This is a genomic window from Vibrio cincinnatiensis DSM 19608, assembly GCF_900167345.1.
GTDB lineage: Bacteria > Pseudomonadota > Gammaproteobacteria > Enterobacterales > Vibrionaceae > Vibrio > Vibrio cincinnatiensis.
Genome location: NZ_FUXB01000005.1, coordinates 39,625 through 58,221 on the forward strand (window position 1 = coordinate 39,625; position 18,597 = coordinate 58,221).

The following is an 18,597-nucleotide window of genomic DNA, read 5'->3' on the forward strand; positions in this document are numbered from 1 at the left end:
TTTGGCTTTCTCAACCTCATACCATGCTGTGATCCGTTGGTTAAAAACACCGTCTCCTCAGGCGCTGTTTGATCGCCAGCTGGTTTGGTTAGCTTTGGGGTTGATGTTGATTGGTCTAGTCATGGTGACCTCTGCCTCCTTTCCAATCAGTTCTCGTCTGACCGATCAACCGTTTCACTTCATGTTTCGTCATGGCATTTTTTTGCTGTTGGCGTTATTGACCTCCTCTATTGTATTGCAAGTTCCCGTTGATCGCTGGATGCGTTATAGCTCATTATTGCTGGCGGTATCATTCTTCCTACTGATTATTGTGCTGGTCGCGGGTAAATCGGTAAATGGCGCTTCTCGTTGGATTCCATTAGGAATATTTAACTTGCAACCCGCGGAAGTGGCGAAACTCTCCTTGTTCATCTTTATGTCAGGCTACTTAGTGCGAAAACAAGAAGAGGTTCGGAAAACTTTTTTTGGCGGTTTTATGAAACCCATCATGGTGTTTGGCGCGTTAGCTGTATTGCTATTGGGGCAGCCGGATTTAGGGACGGTTATTGTGATGTTGGTTACCTTGTTTGGTATGCTGTTTATTGCAGGCGCTAAACTATCGCAATTTCTAGCTTTGATGGTGGCAGGAATTTTAGCCGTCCTCGCCTTGATTGCCGCTGAGCCTTATCGTATTCGCCGTGTGACTTCTTTCCTTGATCCTTGGGACGACCCTTTTGGCAGTGGTTACCAGCTCACTCAATCATTAATGGCCTTTGGGCGAGGTGAGTGGTTAGGGCAAGGTTTAGGTAATTCTATTCAAAAGTTAGAGTATTTGCCTGAAGCTCATACTGATTTCGTCTTCGCTGTGATGGCTGAAGAGTTAGGTTTTGTGGGCGTTGTTCTGGTGCTTGTTTTAATTTTTAGTTTGGTCTTGAAAGCATTATTTATCGGTAAGAAAGCCTTTGAGCATGATCTGCAATTTGGGGGGTACCTGGCTTTTGGCATTGGTATTTGGTTTGCCTTTCAAACGTTAGTCAATGTTGGGGCGGCTGCGGGTATGGTACCAACGAAAGGGTTAACCTTACCGCTGATCAGCTACGGTGGGTCTAGCTTGATTATCATGTCTATTGCTGTTTCCATTTTATTGCGTATTGATCATGAGTGCCGCCTCTCCCATACAAGAACAGAAAAAAAGAATGATGAAAAAGAATAAACGATTAATGGTGATGGCGGGGGGAACAGGTGGGCATGTTTTCCCTGGGCTTGCGGTTGCCAAACAGCTACAGCAACAAGGCTGGGAAATTCGTTGGTTAGGAACCGCCGATCGAATGGAAGCGGAGTTGGTGCCTAAGCATGGGATTGAGATTGATTTCATTCGTGTGAAAGGCTTACGTGGACAAGGGGTATTACGTTTACTCACCGCCCCTTGGCAAATCATGAATGCCATTTTTCAAGCACGTCGCCATTTGAAAGCGTGGCAACCCGATGCTGTACTCGGTATGGGTGGGTATGTGAGTGGCCCTGGTGGCATTGCGGCTTGGTTACAAGGTATTCCGGTTATTCTGCATGAACAAAATGCCGTGGCTGGGCTGACTAACCGTTGGTTAGCCAAAATAGCAACGCAAGTATTCCAAGCCTTTGAGGGGGCTTTTTCTGGTGTTCCTGTGGTGGGTAACCCAGTACGTTCTGATGTCACTCAATTGATAGAACCTGTAGCACGTTTATCCACCAGACAAGGTCCTATCCGCATTTTAGTGATGGGAGGCAGCCAAGGGGCGCGTGTTTTAAACCAAACCATGCCTCAAGCTATCGCTCGTTTAGGTGAGGGATACCAAATTCGTCATCAGGCGGGCAAGCATAATCAACAAGAAGTCGAACAGGCCTATGCTCAAAATGGGGTAACTCAAGCTGAGGTTTTTGAATTCATCGATGATGTTGCTCAAGCTTATGCTTGGGCTGATCTTATCGTATGCCGCTCTGGTGCTTTAACCGTCTCTGAAATATCGGCAGCAGGGGTCGCCGCTATCTTTGTTCCTTTTATGCATAAAGATCGCCAACAAGCACTCAATGCAGATCACCTTGTGGCTTGCCAGGCCGCCTTGATGATTGAACAGCCACAACTCACGGTGGAAAGCATGGTTGATACCATTAAACCACTGGATCGTCGGCAACTATTGATGATGGCTAAGAAGGCTAGAGCTGCTGCTAAGTTGAATGCTGATAAAGTGGTGGCTGAGGCCATTGTGACCATCACCGCTAACAAACAATGAGAAACAATGAATGACAGTAAAACATACCCAAGATTTGGCACAAATTCGCGCTCTGATTCCGGAAATGCGCCGAGTAAAAAGCATTCACTTTATTGGTATCGGTGGGGCTGGGATGAGTGGTATTGCAGAAGTGTTACTCAATGAAGGGTATACCATTACAGGATCTGACTTAGCCGCTAATGCTGTGACAGATCGATTGACCAATAAAGGTGCCATTATCTATATGGGTCATCAAGCGGAGAATGTCCAACAGGCGAGTGTGGTGGTGGTATCAACGGCTATTAATGAACATAACCCTGAAATTATAGCGGCACGTGAGAATCGAATTCCGATTGTTCGCCGAGCTGAAATGTTGGCTGAATTGATGCGTTTTCGACACGGCATCGCTGTTGCTGGAACACATGGCAAAACAACGACAACCGCATTAGTGACTCAAATATATTCTGAAGCAGGATTAGATCCGACCTTTGTTAATGGTGGTTTGGTAAAAAGTGCAGGAACCAATGCACGCTTGGGGTCGAGCCGAATATTGATTGCTGAAGCCGATGAAAGTGACGCTTCGTTTCTTTATTTGCAACCAATGGTAACCATCGTTACCAATATTGAAGCGGATCATATGGATACCTATGGAGGGGACTTCGAAACGCTTAAACAGACCTTTATTGATTTTCTGCACAACCTTCCTTTTTATGGTCAAGCGGTATTGTGCTTAGATGATCCGGTGGTGAGTGAGATTATTCCTCGCATCAGCCGTCAGGTGATCACCTATGGTTTTTCCGAACAAGCCGATGTCCGAATTGAAAACTATCAGCAACAAGGTCAGCAAGGTAAATTCACCATCCTTCGCAAAGGCAAAGAAAATTTAGATATCACACTCAATATTCCTGGGCGTCATAATGCCCTTAATGCGGCGGCGGCCATAGCGGTTGCGAGTGAAGATGAAATAGAGGATGACGCTATTTTGCGTGCGATGGTCAAAACGCAAGGAACAGGGCGTCGATTTGATCATCTTGGGGAGTTTGAAACAGGAAAAGGTAGCGTCATGTTAGTGGATGATTATGGTCATCATCCTACCGAAGTGGATGTTACCATCAAGGCTGCCCGAAACGGTTGGGCTGAAAAACGACTAGTGATGATTTTTCAACCACATCGCTACACTCGAACTCGGGATTTGTATGATGATTTTGCTCATGTACTAGAACAAGTTGATGTTTTGGTCATGTTGGAAGTGTATTCCGCAGGTGAAAAACCAATAGCAGGGGCGGATGGGCGCTCTTTGTGCCGAGCGATTCGCAGCCGAGGCAAAATTGATCCGATCTTCGTTCCAGAAACGAAAGCTTTGCCATCGATATTAGCCAATATTCTGCAAGATGGTGACTTGATTTTGACGCAAGGGGCGGGAGATATTGGTAAGATTGCTCGACAACTGGCGGAGTTAAAATTAGATATTAAACAGATGCAAGAACATAAATAAGTTGCATAACTGAAGCAATGTGGCAATTTATCGGCAATTTCTGTATTTGAGTATTTGATACTTTCCTGCACCTCAGTATAATTCAAAGGTTAAAGCCAATAGCTTTTGCCTCTATTGTAAAATAAATAGGGAATCACATTGCCAATCAACATCAGGATCATCGGACTTTGATTAACAGCATGTTAACCGAAAGTCGCCGTTTTTCCGCTTCATCTCAAGTAAAACAACACGCCGCAGGTGGCTGTTTTTTCTTGATGGTGCTGCTGTTGCTTGGCGCTTTGCTGTACTCAACGATCAGTTGGATGTGGGATGAACATCGTCTTCCACTTTCTAAGCTCGTTTTACAAGGGAATTTACAGTATGTATCAACCTTGGATGTACAGCGAGCCTTTGCTCAACTAGAGCATATTGGCACGTTTATGTCACAAGACATCGATGTCCTACAAAGCCGAGCACAAGAAATCCCTTGGGTGGCCCATGCGTCAATAAGAAAGCAGTGGCCAGATACCATCAAGGTATTTTTAACGGAACATCAAGTGGCGGCGATTTGGAATGGAAATACTCTATTGAATGATAAAGGGGTTGTCTTCAATGGAGATATTAGCATTGTCAAACAAGAATACGTCAAGCTCTATGGACCTGATGATAGTGCGATAGAAGTACTCGCTGCATGGCGAAAATATAACCCTAGTTTTCGAACTGTTGGGTTAAATATTTCTTCTTTGGTGCTTAATGAGCGCAGAGCTTGGCAAATTATATTGGATAACGGTATCCGATTAGAAATAGGGAAAGAATCCCTAGATGAGCGCATTGCGCGCTTTTTTCTGCTCTATCGTCAACTGGGGCGTGATATTGAGCGTATCAGTTATATTGATCTTAGATATGACACCGGTGCCGCAGTTGGTTGGTTCGCAGAGCAAGAGTGACGAAGAGAGTACAAATGACGAAAATGACCAATGACAGTCTTGTTGTCGGGTTAGATATTGGAACTGCTACCGTATCTGCGTTAGTGGGGGAAATTCTTCCTGATGGTCAAATCAATATTATCGGTGCAGGCAGTAGCCCTTCTCGCGGCATGGATAAAGGTGGCGTCAATGATCTCGAGTCGGTCGTAAAGTCGGTTCAACGTGCTATTGACCAAGCTGAGTTGATGGCGGAATGCCAAATCAATAATGTATATTTATCTATTTCTGGCAGACATATTGCTAGTCGAATAGAAAAGGGAATGGGAACTATCTCTGATGAAGAAGTCTCTCAAGAGGATATGGACCGAGCTATTCATACGGCAAAATCGATAAAAATTGGCGATGAACAGCGGATTTTACATGTCATTCCTCAAGAATTTACGATTGATTATCAAGAAGGCATAAAAAATCCACTCGGATTATCCGGTGTGCGCATGGAAGTGAGCGTCCACCTTATTACTTGCCATAATGATATGGCTCGAAACATTATTAAAGCTGTTGAACGTTGCGGTTTGAAAGTTGAGCAGTTAGTGTATTCAGGGTTAGCCGCCAGTCATGCAGTGATTACTGAAGATGAACGGGAACTCGGAGTTTGTGTGATCGATATCGGCGCAGGAACAATGGATATTGCCATTTGGACTGGCGGTGCACTTCGACATACGGAAGTTCTCTCTTATGCGGGCAATGCGGTAACCAGTGATATAGCATTCGCGTTTGGTACGCCAGTTAGCGATGCTGAAGAAATCAAAGTGAAATACGGTTGTGCGCTAAGTGAGTTGGTCAGCAAGGATGATACGGTTAATGTTCCCAGTGTGGGGGGGCGCCCATCGCGGAGTTTACAACGACAAACCTTGTCGGAAGTCATTGAGCCCCGCTACACTGAATTAATGGGGTTGGTTAACCAGACAATTGACACGGTTCAAGAAAATTTGCGTAAAGATGGAATTAAACACCATCTTGCTGCTGGTATCGTTTTAACGGGTGGCGCTGCGCAGATTGAGGGTGTTGTCGATTGTGCGGAACGGGTGTTTCGCAATCAAGTTAGGGTTGGTAAGCCGCTTGAAGTGAGTGGGCTTACTGACTATGTAAAAGAGCCGTATCATTCTACGGCAGTGGGTTTACTTCATTACGCAAGAGACAGTCAAATTAACGACGATGCTGAATATCAAGAGCCAAAGCGCCAATCAATGTCGAGCTTATTGAGTCGTTTGCGTAACTGGATACAAAAAGAGTTTTAACCTGACAGCAGGAAAAACGGAGATAACACATGTTTGAACCGATGATGGAAATGTCTGACGATGCCGTAATTAAAGTCGTTGGGGTTGGTGGTGGCGGCGGTAATGCCGTAGAACACATGGTGCGTGAGTCCATCGAAGGCGTGGAATTCATCAGTATCAATACAGATGCGCAAGCACTTCGTAAAGCAACCGTGAGTAGTGTTATTCAAATTGGTGGCGATATTACGAAAGGCTTAGGTGCGGGGGCTAATCCACAAGTTGGACGTGACGCCGCTCTCGAAGATCGAGATAGAATTAAAGAAATTCTATCGGGTGCCGATATGGTATTTGTCGCCGCTGGTATGGGTGGAGGTACAGGAACCGGTGCTGCCCCAGTGATTGCTGAAGTTGCTAAAGAGCTGGGTATTTTAACGGTTGCTGTGGTTACCAAACCATTTAGCTTTGAAGGTAAAAAGCGTCTTGCATTTGCAGAACAAGGAATTGAAGAGTTATCAAAACATGTTGACTCTTTAATTACGATTCCAAATGAGAAGCTACTTAAAGTATTAGGTCGTGGAATCACACTACTTGAAGCCTTTGCTAGCGCGAACGATGTATTAAAGAATGCAGTTCAAGGTATTGCTGAGCTCATTACTCGCCCTGGTATGATTAACGTCGATTTTGCAGACGTAAGAACCGTGATGTCAGAAATGGGACATGCCATGATGGGGAGTGGTATTGCTAGAGGTGAAGATAGAGCAGAAGAAGCGGCTGAAATGGCCATTTCTAGCCCTCTGTTGGAAGATATCGATTTAGCAGGAGCTCGTGGTGTACTGGTGAATATTACCGCTGGCTTAGATATGCGTCTGGACGAATTTGAAACGGTAGGTAACACCGTTAAAGCGTTTGCTTCAGATAATGCGACCGTGGTTATTGGTACTTCTCTTGACCCTGATATGGCCGATGAAATCCGTGTTACTGTGGTTGCTACTGGTATTGGTAATGAGAAGAAACCGGATATCACTTTGGTGGCAGGCGGAAAAAGCAAAACAGCAGCGGTTGCTCAACCTCAGACAGTGGCTCCGGCGGCTAAAGTGGAAGAGAGAGTGGCACAACCTTTGCAAGAAAAAGAAGTGAAAGCTCAGCCCTCTGCGGCAGTAGGCTCTTCTTCTTCGGCTAGTCAAAGTGCTGCTACTAAGCCAGATAAGGAAAGTGGATACTTAGATATTCCAGCTTTTTTACGTCGTCAGGCTGACTAATATAACGCCACAATTTGACACTGTTCAAAATTCTGGTAGAATTCCGGTCGGTTTTTATCGGTCGAGTTTTGTGGCATCGAAATAGAGGCAAGTAGATGATCAGACAACGTACTCTGAAAGAAATAGTGAAAACAACTGGAGTGGGACTTCACTCTGGTCGTAAAGTCACGCTCACTCTTCGCCCTGCTGCTGCAAATACAGGTATTATTTATCGTCGTACAGATGTGAATCCACCGGTTGATTTTCCGGCTGATCCAGAATCTGTACGTGACACCATGCTTTGTACTGCGCTGGTGAATGATGAAGGTATCCGTATCTCAACAGTTGAGCACTTAAATGCTGCGCTCGCTGGTATGGGCATTGACAATGTTATTGTTGAAGTCGATGCACCAGAAATTCCGATTATGGATGGCAGTGCTAGTCCATTTGTTTACCTGCTACAACAAGCGGGTGTTGAAAAACTGAATGCGCCTAAGCGTTTTATTCGTATTAAAAAAAATGTGCGTTTTGAAGATGGTGATAAATGGGCAGAACTTCGCCCACATAACGGCTTTAAAATGGACTTTGAAATCGAATTTAACCACCCCGCTATTGATGGTGACGAACAGCACTTAGTGTTTGATTTTTCATCTCAAGGCTTTGTGAAAGAAATCTCTCGCGCTCGAACTTTTGGTTTCATGCGTGATATTGAGTACTTACAATCACAAAACTTATGTTTAGGTGGGAGCTTTGATTGTGCCATTGTATTAGATGATTACCGCATTCTTAATGAAGAAGGTTTACGATTCGCTAATGAGTTTGTGACTCACAAAGTTCTGGATGCTATTGGTGATCTTTACATGTGTGGACATGCCATTGTTGGTGAGTTCAGAGCTTATAAGTCTGGGCATGGTTTAAACAACCAATTGCTTCGAGCTGTATTAGCAGACCAAGAAGCTTGGGAATGGGCTACCTTCGAAGAAGAAGTCGGTTCGCCAGTGACGTTTGCTGAGCCTAATATAGTCATAGCCTAGTTTCTCATACAATAAAAAAGCCAGACTTAATGTCTGGCTTTTTTATTGGCGAAAAGCGGTCATTATTTGCCGCCTTCATGGGTAAACTGGCGGTGAATTGACCTTTTGAGTGATATTGGACATACAAAATGTTAAGTTGAGTGCAAACAGGCCTGATTGCAGTTGGTTCTTATCGGTAAAATTTCTTACACTAAGGGCCACATAATTGGTTTAGTGTCTTGAAAATAAAGGTAACCATCACAATATCCAAGATACATGATTTATCTCAGTATCCTTAGTTGCAGATAGGTAGAGACTAGAGACATTAAAAGTAGATCGGGAAGATCTAAGTAAAGAGAGATTCACAAAAAATGATAACTAAGCTACTGACAAAGGTGGTTGGCAGTCGCAACGACCGCACCTTGCGCCGTTTAAGAAAGATTGTAAAAGAGATCAATAATTTTGAGCCTGCCTTTCAGGCCCTTTCAGATGATGAACTCCAAGCAAAAACAGTAGAGTTTCGTCAACGTATTGAGCAAGGTGAAACATTAGATCAATTATTGCCAGAAGCATTTGCTACTGTGCGTGAGGCGTCCAAACGTGTCTTTGGCATGCGTCATTTCGACGTCCAACTTATCGGTGGTATGGTACTCAATGCTGGACAAATTGCAGAGATGCGCACGGGGGAAGGTAAAACATTAACCGCGACTCTGCCAGCGTACCTCAATGCCCTAGCGGGAAAAGGCGTTCATATTGTTACTGTCAACGACTATCTTGCTAAACGTGATGCAGAAACTAACCGTCCTTTATTTGAATTCTTAGGTATGACAGTGGGTATTAACGTACCTAATATGCCTCCCCACGAGAAAAAGCAAGCCTACCAAGCTGATGTTCTCTATGGAACAAACAATGAATTTGGTTTTGACTATTTGCGCGATAACATGGCTTTTCGAATGGAAGATCGGGTTCAGCGTGAACGCTTTTTTGCCGTTGTCGATGAAGTGGACTCTATTCTCATTGATGAAGCCCGTACACCATTGATCATTTCAGGCCCAGCTGAAGACAGTTCAGAGCTTTATACACGTATTAATACCCTTATTCCGAATCTCAAGCGACAAGATAAAGAAGATTCCGAGGAGTATCGTGGTGATGGCCACTATACGGTTGATGAGAAATCTAAGCAGGTTTATCTCACCGAAACGGGTCAGGAATATGTGGAAGAACTGCTGATTAATAATGGAATGATGGAAGAGGGAGATACCCTTTATTCTCCAACGAATATCAGCTTATTGCACCATGTTAATGCCGCGCTACGTGCTCATGTTTTATTTGAGAAAAATGTAGATTACATCGTTACGGATGATGGTGAAGTGGTCATTGTGGATGAGCATACGGGGCGTACGATGCCGGGGCGTCGTTGGTCTGATGGTTTACATCAAGCCGTGGAAGCAAAAGAAGGGGTTAATATCCAAAATGAAAACCAAACATTGGCTTCCATCACTTTCCAGAACTACTTCCGTCTTTATGAAAAACTATCGGGGATGACAGGGACTGCCGATACCGAAGCGTTTGAGTTCCAATCTATTTACGGTTTAGAAACGGTGGTGATCCCAACCAATAAACCGATGGTTCGTAATGATATGCCTGATGTGGTCTATCGCACTGAAGCCGAAAAATTTGCGGCCATTATTGAAGATATTAAAGAGCGTGTAGCCAAAGGGCAGCCCGTATTGGTTGGTACTATTTCGATTGAAAAATCTGAGTTGTTAGCTAATGCTTTGAAAAAAGCGAAAATCAAACATAACGTGCTTAATGCTAAGTTCCATGAAAAAGAAGCGGAAATTGTGGCAGAAGCGGGGACACCGGGCGCGGTCACCATTGCTACAAATATGGCGGGGCGTGGTACGGATATTGTGTTGGGGGGAAGCTGGCAAGCAAAAGTGGAAAGCTTAACCAATCCTAGCCCTGAGCAAGTTGAGCAAATCAAAGCGGAATGGAAAAAAGTTCATGATCAGGTATTAGATGCGGGCGGTCTACATATCATCGGTACTGAGCGCCATGAATCTCGTCGAATCGATAACCAGTTACGAGGTCGTTCTGGCCGTCAAGGGGATGCAGGTTCTTCGCGTTTCTACTTATCCATGGAAGATAGTCTGCTACGTATCTTTACTTCAGATCGTATGGCAAGTTTGATTCAAAGTGGTATGGAAGAAGGGGAAGCCATTGAAAGTAAAATGCTTTCTCGTTCTATTGAAAAAGCCCAGAGAAAAGTGGAAGGGCGTAACTTCGATATCCGTAAGCAACTGCTTGAGTATGATGATGTAGCAAACGATCAACGTAAAGTGGTTTATGAACTTCGTGATGAACTGATGCAAGTGGATGATATCAGTGACATGATCGAGCAAAACCGAGTGGATGTTTTCACGGCGGTGATCGACGAATATATTCCCCCTCAATCTTTGGAAGATATGTGGAATATTAGTGGCTTAGAAGAACGTTTGAAAAATGATTTTGATCTCTCTCTACCGATTCAAACTTGGTTGGATGAAGATGATAAGTTGTATGAAGAAGCTTTGCGCGAACGTATTCTTGAACAAGCGGTCGTCGTTTACCAAGAGAAAGAGCAAGCGGTTGGTGTTTCTGTCATGCGTAACTTTGAAAAATCGGTTATGTTACAAACGCTTGATACCCTCTGGAAAGAGCATTTAGCGGCTATGGATCACTTGCGCCAAGGCATCCATTTACGTGGCTATGCTCAGAAAAACCCGAAACAAGAGTATAAACGTGAGTCGTTTGAGCTGTTTGAAGGCCTGCTTGAATCACTGAAATCGGATGTGATCACTATTTTGTCTAAGGTTCGGGTTCAGCAACAAGAAGAAGTTGAGCGAATGGAAGCGCAACGTCAGGCTCAGGCTGAAGAAGCGGTGAGACGTGCTCAAGCTCAGCATGGTAACTTAGATAATGATCAGGATGAGGCGTCGCATCAGCCTTTAGTCCGAGAAGAGCGAAAAATAGGGCGTAATGAGCCTTGTCCATGTGGTAGTGGTAAAAAATATAAACAGTGCCACGGTAAAATAGCTTAGTCCATTGTGTGATGGATTGGACTGTAAAAGAGCCGCTTTGTCGGCTCTTTTTGTTGCTTATGAGAAAGCGCGGACTATAAAGGCATATCATGCGGTGCGCTTTCTATTGGTATGAACTTTGTGGTTTACTGCATATAGCCTGAATTTAAAGGAAATGATGATGAAGCGTATTCACATTGTGGCTGGAATTATTCTTAATTCTGAACGCTCTCGGTTGTTTATTACTAAACGTCCCGATGATAAGCATCAGGGGGGATTATGGGAGTTTCCTGGTGGAAAAGTCGAAGCCGGAGAAACGATTGAACAAGCCATGTATCGAGAGCTTGAAGAGGAAGTCGGGATCGAAGTTAAAACCCAATCTCTTTTTCAGCATCTTGAATTTGACTATTCTGATAAGTCGCTCAAGTTTGATTTTATGCTGATCCATGATTTCAATCGACAGCCTTTTGGTAAAGAAGGTCAGCAAGGTCAATGGGTGTCAATCGGCGAACTTGCTGACTATTCCTTTCCTGAAGCCAATATCCCGATTGTTGAAAGAGTGATGAAAGAGTTTCGCTAAGTGCTAGCCAGCATCAAGGATAGTTGGTAGTTTAGAGAGATAGATTGGATAGAGAGTGTGTATAGTACACACGAAATAGAAATGGAGAAAATGCAATGGTAAGAATTGCGATTGCAGGTGCGGCTGGTCGAATGGGCCGTAATTTAGTCAAAGCGAGCCATTATCACCCTGAAACAACGGTTGGTGCCGGGTCTGAACGTCCTGAGTCTTCATTAGTCGGTGTAGATATTGGCGAATTATGTGGTGAAGGCCGATTGGATGTGGCTCTAGTCGATAACCTAGAGTTAGCGATTCATGATTTCGACGTGATCATTGATTTTACCGCTCCAGCCAGTACGTTAGCGAATATCGAGCTATGCAAACAATACGGAAAAAAATTGGTGATTGGTACTACTGGTTTTAGTGAGCAAGAGCGAGCAATCATTAATGAAGCTGCGACAGTGATTCCTATTGTGATGGCTCCCAATTACAGCGTGGGCGTTAACTTAGTCTTTAAGCTACTCGAGAAAGCCGCCAAGGTGATGGGGGACTATTGTGATATTGAGATCATCGAAGCTCATCATCGGTATAAAGTTGATGCTCCTTCAGGCACTGCCATTGGTATGGGAGAGGCGATTGCTGGCGCTATGGGGAATAAGCTCAGTGATGTGGCCGTTTATGCGCGGGAAGGCATTACTGGTGAGCGACAACGGAATGAAATTGGTTTTGCCACCATTCGCGCTGGTGATATCGTCGGTGAGCACACAGCCATGTTTGCTGATATCGGTGAACGTGTTGAAATAACTCATAAAGCCACTGATCGTATGACATTTGCCAATGGTGCAGTGAAAGCCGCTGTTTGGCTAGCAGAGAAAGATGCGGGCCTTTATTCTATGACGGATGTCCTATTTTTAAACGAACTGTAATTACATAATTATGCGCCGACGTTGTTTGGCGCACATCTTTTGTTCGCTATTTTCTTCCTTAAGTTTTCTTTTCATAACTCTCCATTTTTTTATCATTATCCTTGTTGTTTGTCTGTTTTCTTCTTGATTTTCTATTTAGTTTGTTGTTTTTGCATGTTTTGTTTTGAGTTTATCGTTTGCTTTTTATGGTTGTGATTATTTCTGTCTTTGTTTATTTCCTGTTGGTGCGTTTTTATTCACTTTAAGAGAGAGGTGATGAATTTTGGGCTAAAAAGTGTTTTTTTACATGGTTTGGCACATTTTATAGTGGTAATCCTCTGAATTGAATTTTTATTTATAAGCGAATATTGACAGGAATCAGGGTGAACTTTAGAATACCGCCAATTTGTCTAAAACACCCTAGAGCAAAGTTTCTAAGCGAAAAGGATGGCAAATTTGCAAATTAATTTATGTTTTATGCATTTTTATTCTGGAGGTTGTCTTGAGTAAATCAGCACTGTTAGTCCTGGAAGATGGGACAGTGTTCCACGGAGTGTCCATTGGCGCTGAGGGTATTTCCGTTGGTGAAGTCGTTTTTAATACCTCGATGACGGGGTACCAAGAAATCCTCACTGACCCATCTTATTCTCAGCAAATTGTAACCCTCACTTATCCCCACATTGGTAATACTGGAACCAATTCCGAAGACGAAGAATCCTCTTCCATCCATGCTCAAGGTTTAGTTATCCGCGATCTTCCTTTGATTGCTTCCAATTTCCGTAGCGAACGTTCTCTTTCTGATTACCTCAAGTCGCAAAATATTGTCGGCATTGCGGATATTGATACACGTAAGCTTACTCGTCATTTGCGTGAGACGGGGGCACAAAATGGCTGCCTAATGGCTGGTGACAATCTTGATCAAGCGCTTGCACTCAGTAAGGCAAAAGAGTTTCCTGGGCTAAAAGGGATGGATCTTGCAAAAGTGGTTTCAACCAAAGAAGCCTATTCTTGGAAGCAAGGTTCATGGACATTAGAAGGTGGTCTACCTGAAGCCAAAGATGACAACGAATTGCCATATCATGTTGTGGCTTATGACTTTGGTGCGAAGCGCAATATCTTACGTATGTTGGTAGATCGTGGGTGTCGTTTAACGGTTGTTCCAGCTGAAACCTCTGCACAAGAAGTGTTAGCGCTTAATCCTGACGGTATTTTTCTGTCTAATGGCCCTGGAGATCCAGAACCTTGCACTTATGCCATTGAAGCGACCAAAACCTTTTTAGATAAAGGGTTACCTGTATTTGGTATCTGTTTAGGTCACCAAATTCTAGCGCTTGCGTCCGGCGCTAAAACGGTAAAAATGAAATTTGGTCACCATGGTGCAAACCATCCAGTGAAAGATTTAGCGACCAATGTGGTGATGATTACGTCACAAAACCATGGTTTTGCTGCTGATGAAGCTACGTTGCCGGACAATGTGCGAGCAACTCATAAATCTTTATTTGATGGGACATTGCAAGGTATTTGTCGTACGGATAAACCCGCCTTTAGCTTCCAAGGTCACCCTGAAGCGAGCCCTGGTCCGCACGATGCTGCCCCGCTTTTTGACCACTTCATCGAACTGATTAAACAATACCGCGCTTAATTTGGAGTAGTAAATAATGCCAAAACGTACTGACATTCAGAGCATTCTTATCTTAGGTGCAGGTCCGATTGTTATTGGTCAGGCTTGTGAGTTTGACTACTCAGGTGCGCAAGCTTGTAAAGCACTGCGTGAAGAAGGGTATCGAGTCATTTTGGTTAACTCTAACCCTGCGACCATTATGACAGATCCAGAAATGGCGGATGCAACGTATATTGAACCGATCCACTGGGAAGTGGTACGTAAAATCATCGAAAAAGAACGTCCAGATGCAATTTTGCCGACCATGGGTGGACAGACTGCACTGAACTGTGCGCTGGCACTGGAAAAGCACGGAGTACTGGCTGAGTTCGGTGTAGAGATGATCGGGGCAACTGCGGATGCGATTGATAAAGCAGAAGACCGGTCACGTTTTGATAAAGCGATGAAATCGATTGGGCTTGAATGCCCACGTGCAGATACCGCAAAAACAATGGAAGAAGCTTACCGAGTGTTAGATATGGTTGGCTTTCCTTGTATTATTCGTCCTTCTTTTACTATGGGCGGAACGGGTGGCGGTATCGCTTATAATAAAGAAGAATTTGATGATATTTGTCGCCGAGGATTGGATCTTTCTCCAACCAACGAATTGCTGATTGATGAATCACTGATTGGGTGGAAAGAGTATGAAATGGAAGTTGTACGTGATAAGAACGACAACTGCATTATCGTCTGTGCGATAGAAAACTTCGATCCGATGGGGATTCATACTGGTGACTCAATCACGGTCGCACCTGCACAAACCCTCACCGATAAAGAATACCAGCTCATGCGTAATGCATCACTAGCCGTATTGCGTGAAATTGGGGTTGAAACGGGTGGCTCGAACGTGCAGTTTGGTATTAACCCGAAAGATGGCCGCATGGTGATCATCGAGATGAACCCTCGAGTATCTCGCTCTTCGGCTTTAGCCTCAAAAGCGACGGGCTTCCCTATTGCTAAAGTGGCAGCGAAGCTGGCGGTTGGCTTTACGTTAGATGAGTTGATGAATGACATTACGGGTGGTGCAACACCAGCGTCATTTGAGCCTACCATTGACTACGTTGTCACTAAAATTCCACGCTTTAACTTCGAAAAATTTGCAGGGGCGAATAGCCGCTTAACCACTCAGATGAAATCGGTTGGGGAAGTGATGGCCATCGGTCGTAACCAACAAGAGTCACTGCAAAAAGCATTGCGTGGCCTTGAAGTGGGCGTTAATGGCTTTGATGAAATGGTGGATCTCGATGCTCCCGATGCATTGACTAAAATTCGCCAAGAGTTAAAAGAAGCAGGGGCAGAGCGAATTTGGTATATCGCGGATGCGTTCCGTGCTGGTCTTTCTGTCGATGGCATTTTTAATCTGACCAATATTGACCGTTGGTTCTTAGTCCAAATTGAAGAACTGGTTAACATGGAGCAAGAGATCAAAGCGGGTGGTTTTGCCGGCTTAAACGCCCAAGTCTTGCGCAAAATGAAACGTAAAGGTTTCTCTGATGCTCGTCTATCAACGTTGTTAGGGGTGGCAGAAAGTGAAATACGTCGTCTGCGCGATCAGTTTGATATTCACCCCGTCTATAAACGCGTTGATACGTGTGCGGCAGAGTTTTCCTCTGACACCGCTTACATGTATTCAACGTATGATGAAGAGTGTGAAGCGAATCCAACCGACCGTGAAAAAATCATGGTTCTGGGTGGTGGCCCAAACCGTATTGGGCAAGGTATCGAGTTTGACTACTGCTGTGTTCATGCTTCACTTGCACTTCGTGAAGACGGTTATGAAACTATTATGGTTAACTGTAACCCTGAAACGGTTTCAACCGATTACGACACCTCCGATCGTTTATATTTCGAACCCGTCACTCTGGAAGACGTATTAGCGATTGTTCGCGTTGAAAAACCGAAAGGGGTCATTGTTCAGTATGGTGGTCAAACGCCACTGAAACTCGCTCGTGCATTGGAGGCCGCTGGCGTACCGATTATTGGTACGAGCCCAGATGCGATTGACCGTGCGGAAGACCGTGAACGATTCCAGCAAGCGGTTGAACGTTTGGGGCTTAAGCAGCCAGAAAACGCTACTGTAACGGCGCTTGATCAAGCAGTGGATAAAGCTAAAGAAATCGGGTTTCCTTTGGTGGTTCGCCCTTCTTATGTCTTAGGTGGTCGGGCGATGGAAATTGTTTATGATGAACAAGATCTGCGTCGCTACTTTAATGAAGCCGTCAGTGTTTCTAACGAGTCTCCGGTTCTGCTTGATCGTTTCTTGGATGATGCAACGGAAGTGGATATCGATGCGATTTGTGATGGTGAACGCGTCGTCATCGGTGGCATTATGGAACATATCGAGCAAGCGGGTGTTCACTCGGGCGACTCAGCTTGTTCACTGCCTGCCTATACACTAAGCCAAGCTATCCAAGATAAAATGCGTGAGCAAGTCGAAAAACTCGCATTTGAGCTTGGTGTGCGAGGTTTGATGAATACTCAGTTTGCTGTAAAAGATAACGAAGTCTACCTGATTGAAGTTAACCCACGTGCTGCACGTACCGTTCCGTTTGTTTCTAAAGCAACCGGAGCTCCATTAGCGAAAATCGCTGCTCGGGTAATGGCTGGGCAATCTCTTGAACAGCAAGGGTTTACCAAAGAAATTATTCCACCCTATTACTCGGTGAAAGAAGTGGTTCTTCCTTTTAATAAGTTCCCTGGCGTTGACCCATTACTTGGTCCTGAAATGCGTTCAACCGGCGAAGTGATGGGCGTTGGTTCAACCTTCGCAGAAGCTTTTGCTAAAGCGGAGCTTGGTTGTGGCAATGTGTATCCTGAGAGTGGCCGAGCGCTATTGTCGGTTCGTGAAGAAGATAAAGAGCGAGTTGTCGATTTAGCTTCTAAGTTGATTAAGTTAGGTTATAAACTGGATGCGACACATGGTACTGCAGTCATTTTGGGTGAAGCTGGGATTAACCCTCGTCTGGTGAATAAAGTCCATGAAGGGCGTCCACACATTCTTGACCGGATCAAAAACAATGAGTACACCTACATTGTGAATACGGCAGCGGGGCGTCAAGCGATTGAAGACTCGAAAGTGTTACGCCGTGGTGCGTTAGCGGAGAAAGTTAACTATACCACTACACTGAATGCGGCTTTTGCAACCTGTATGTCTCATACTGCGGATCCGAAAGCATCCGTGACTTCTGTACAAGAGTTACATGAAAAAGTAAAAGCCAGCTTAGTGTGATAGCTCTATTGGCAAATAACAATACTGATAGGTGTTAAGCCTGTCTGACAACCTCATTGCCCGCTGAATTAAGCGGGCTTTTTTATGGTTGCTCAAGTATATTTCAACCAGTGACGTTTAATCTTCATCCCTCTGTTTACTTTGACTTACAGCTAAGGATTTTATGGATATCTCAATTGAAGTGTTAGGTTTGCTGTTTCTAGTTGCAAGCCTTGCTGGTTTTATTGATGCGATGGCGGGGGGGGGCGGTTTACTCACATTGCCAGCCTTACTTGCAGTGGGTGTACCACCGACTCAAGCTCTGGCTACGAATAAGCTACAAAGTTCATTTGGCAGCTTTTCGGCGACCCTTTATTTCGTTCGTCAAGGTGTGGTGAACTTGAAAACCATGCGCCTAGCGATTGCCTGTACCTTTGTTGGTGCCGCGTTGGGAGCAGAATTGGTGCAGTATATTGATACCTCTTTGTTGACCAGCTTAATTCCTGCACTTCTGATTGCTATTTCGCTCTATTTTCTGCTTGCACCAGCGACAAAAATAGAGACTGGCCCAGCTCCTTTATCTGAAAGCACTTTTGCTTTCACGGTTGGTTTTGGTGTCGGATTTTACGATGGCTTTTTTGGCCCTGGCACGGGATCGATCTTTACGGTCTGTTTTGTGGTTTTAGGCCATTTAGGTTTAGTTGAAGCGACTGCCCGCACTAAAGTGTTGAACTTTACCTCTAATATTGCCGCGTTACTCTTTTTCTTACTTGCGGGGTTGCCGATTTGGCAGATAGGTTTAACCATGGCTGTCGGTGGGTTTATTGGTGCCCGTATCGGGGCCAAAGTGGTGGTCACGAAAGGTCAGCGTTGGATCCGCCCTTTGGTGATTACTATGTCGATGTTAATGGCAGTGAAGTTGCTTTGGGAACAGCATTCCTCATGGTTACAATCTATTTTTTAAATATTGAATCATTGTTTTTTAACAGAGAGTTATGCTAGGTCTAGTTAAATAGTGAGCCGCTATGCTAGGCGCGTAACAGTTCA

At 44.5% G+C, this 18,597-nt stretch carries 13 protein-coding genes; all 13 read left to right on the plus strand.

The annotated features are described in order from the left end of the window. Position 1: 1 nt before the first annotated feature. The 13 genes from ftsW (at position 2) to B5D54_RS05855 (ending at position 18,514) form a co-directional block, all read left to right on the plus strand. The gene (gene ftsW, locus B5D54_RS05795; RefSeq protein ID WP_078925587.1) at positions 2-1,192 is read left to right on the plus strand and encodes a cell division protein FtsW; all 1,191 of its coding nucleotides are present in this window, start codon (positions 2-4) and stop codon (positions 1,190-1,192) included. Further along, complete coding sequence (gene murG / locus B5D54_RS05800; RefSeq protein ID WP_078925758.1) at positions 1,179-2,249, plus strand: undecaprenyldiphospho-muramoylpentapeptide beta-N-acetylglucosaminyltransferase; 1,071 nt, start codon at positions 1,179-1,181, stop codon at positions 2,247-2,249. Before ftsW ends, murG begins: the two co-directional genes overlap by 14 nt. 10 nt (positions 2,250-2,259) lie before the next feature. Continuing rightward, positions 2,260-3,723 (plus strand): UDP-N-acetylmuramate--L-alanine ligase, encoded by a 1,464-nt coding sequence (gene murC / locus B5D54_RS05805; RefSeq protein WP_078925588.1) that lies wholly within the window; start codon positions 2,260-2,262, stop codon positions 3,721-3,723. Positions 3,724-3,902: 179 nt separating this feature from the next. Next, positions 3,903-4,649, plus strand: a complete 747-nt coding sequence (locus B5D54_RS05810; RefSeq protein ID WP_407834827.1) for a cell division protein FtsQ/DivIB — start codon at positions 3,903-3,905, stop codon at positions 4,647-4,649. Between the two features lie 14 nt (positions 4,650-4,663). Further along, positions 4,664-5,926, plus strand: a complete 1,263-nt coding sequence (ftsA, locus tag B5D54_RS05815; protein ID WP_078925590.1) for a cell division protein FtsA — start codon at positions 4,664-4,666, stop codon at positions 5,924-5,926. 29 nt (positions 5,927-5,955) lie between these two features. Beyond that, a complete protein-coding gene (ftsZ, locus tag B5D54_RS05820) occupies positions 5,956-7,164 on the plus strand; it encodes a cell division protein FtsZ (RefSeq protein ID WP_078925591.1) in 1,209 nt (402 codons plus the stop codon). Between the two features lie 95 nt (positions 7,165-7,259). Next, complete coding sequence (gene lpxC, locus B5D54_RS05825; protein ID WP_078925592.1) at positions 7,260-8,177, plus strand: UDP-3-O-acyl-N-acetylglucosamine deacetylase; 918 nt, start codon at positions 7,260-7,262, stop codon at positions 8,175-8,177. 350 nt (positions 8,178-8,527) lie between these two features. Continuing rightward, positions 8,528-11,239, plus strand: coding sequence for a preprotein translocase subunit SecA (gene secA, locus B5D54_RS05830; RefSeq protein ID WP_078925593.1), 2,712 nt, complete (start codon positions 8,528-8,530; stop codon positions 11,237-11,239). A gap of 160 nt (positions 11,240-11,399) precedes the next feature. Continuing rightward, positions 11,400-11,798: an 8-oxo-dGTP diphosphatase MutT gene (gene mutT / locus B5D54_RS05835; RefSeq protein ID WP_078925594.1), complete on the plus strand. Its 399-nt coding sequence runs from the start codon at positions 11,400-11,402 to the stop codon at positions 11,796-11,798. A gap of 95 nt (positions 11,799-11,893) precedes the next feature. Further along, positions 11,894-12,703: a 4-hydroxy-tetrahydrodipicolinate reductase gene (gene dapB, locus B5D54_RS05840; protein WP_078925595.1), complete on the plus strand. Its 810-nt coding sequence runs from the start codon at positions 11,894-11,896 to the stop codon at positions 12,701-12,703. Positions 12,704-13,184: 481 nt separating this feature from the next. Continuing rightward, entirely contained in the window at positions 13,185-14,324 is a 1,140-nt protein-coding gene (gene carA, locus B5D54_RS05845; protein ID WP_078925596.1) for a glutamine-hydrolyzing carbamoyl-phosphate synthase small subunit, read from the plus strand. Positions 14,325-14,340: 16 nt separating this feature from the next. Beyond that, positions 14,341-17,571, plus strand: a complete 3,231-nt coding sequence (gene carB, locus B5D54_RS05850; protein ID WP_078925597.1) for a carbamoyl-phosphate synthase large subunit — start codon at positions 14,341-14,343, stop codon at positions 17,569-17,571. 163 nt (positions 17,572-17,734) lie between these two features. Further along, positions 17,735-18,514 (plus strand): TSUP family transporter, encoded by a 780-nt coding sequence (locus B5D54_RS05855; RefSeq protein ID WP_078925598.1) that lies wholly within the window; start codon positions 17,735-17,737, stop codon positions 18,512-18,514. Positions 18,515-18,597: the final 83 nt, after the last annotated feature.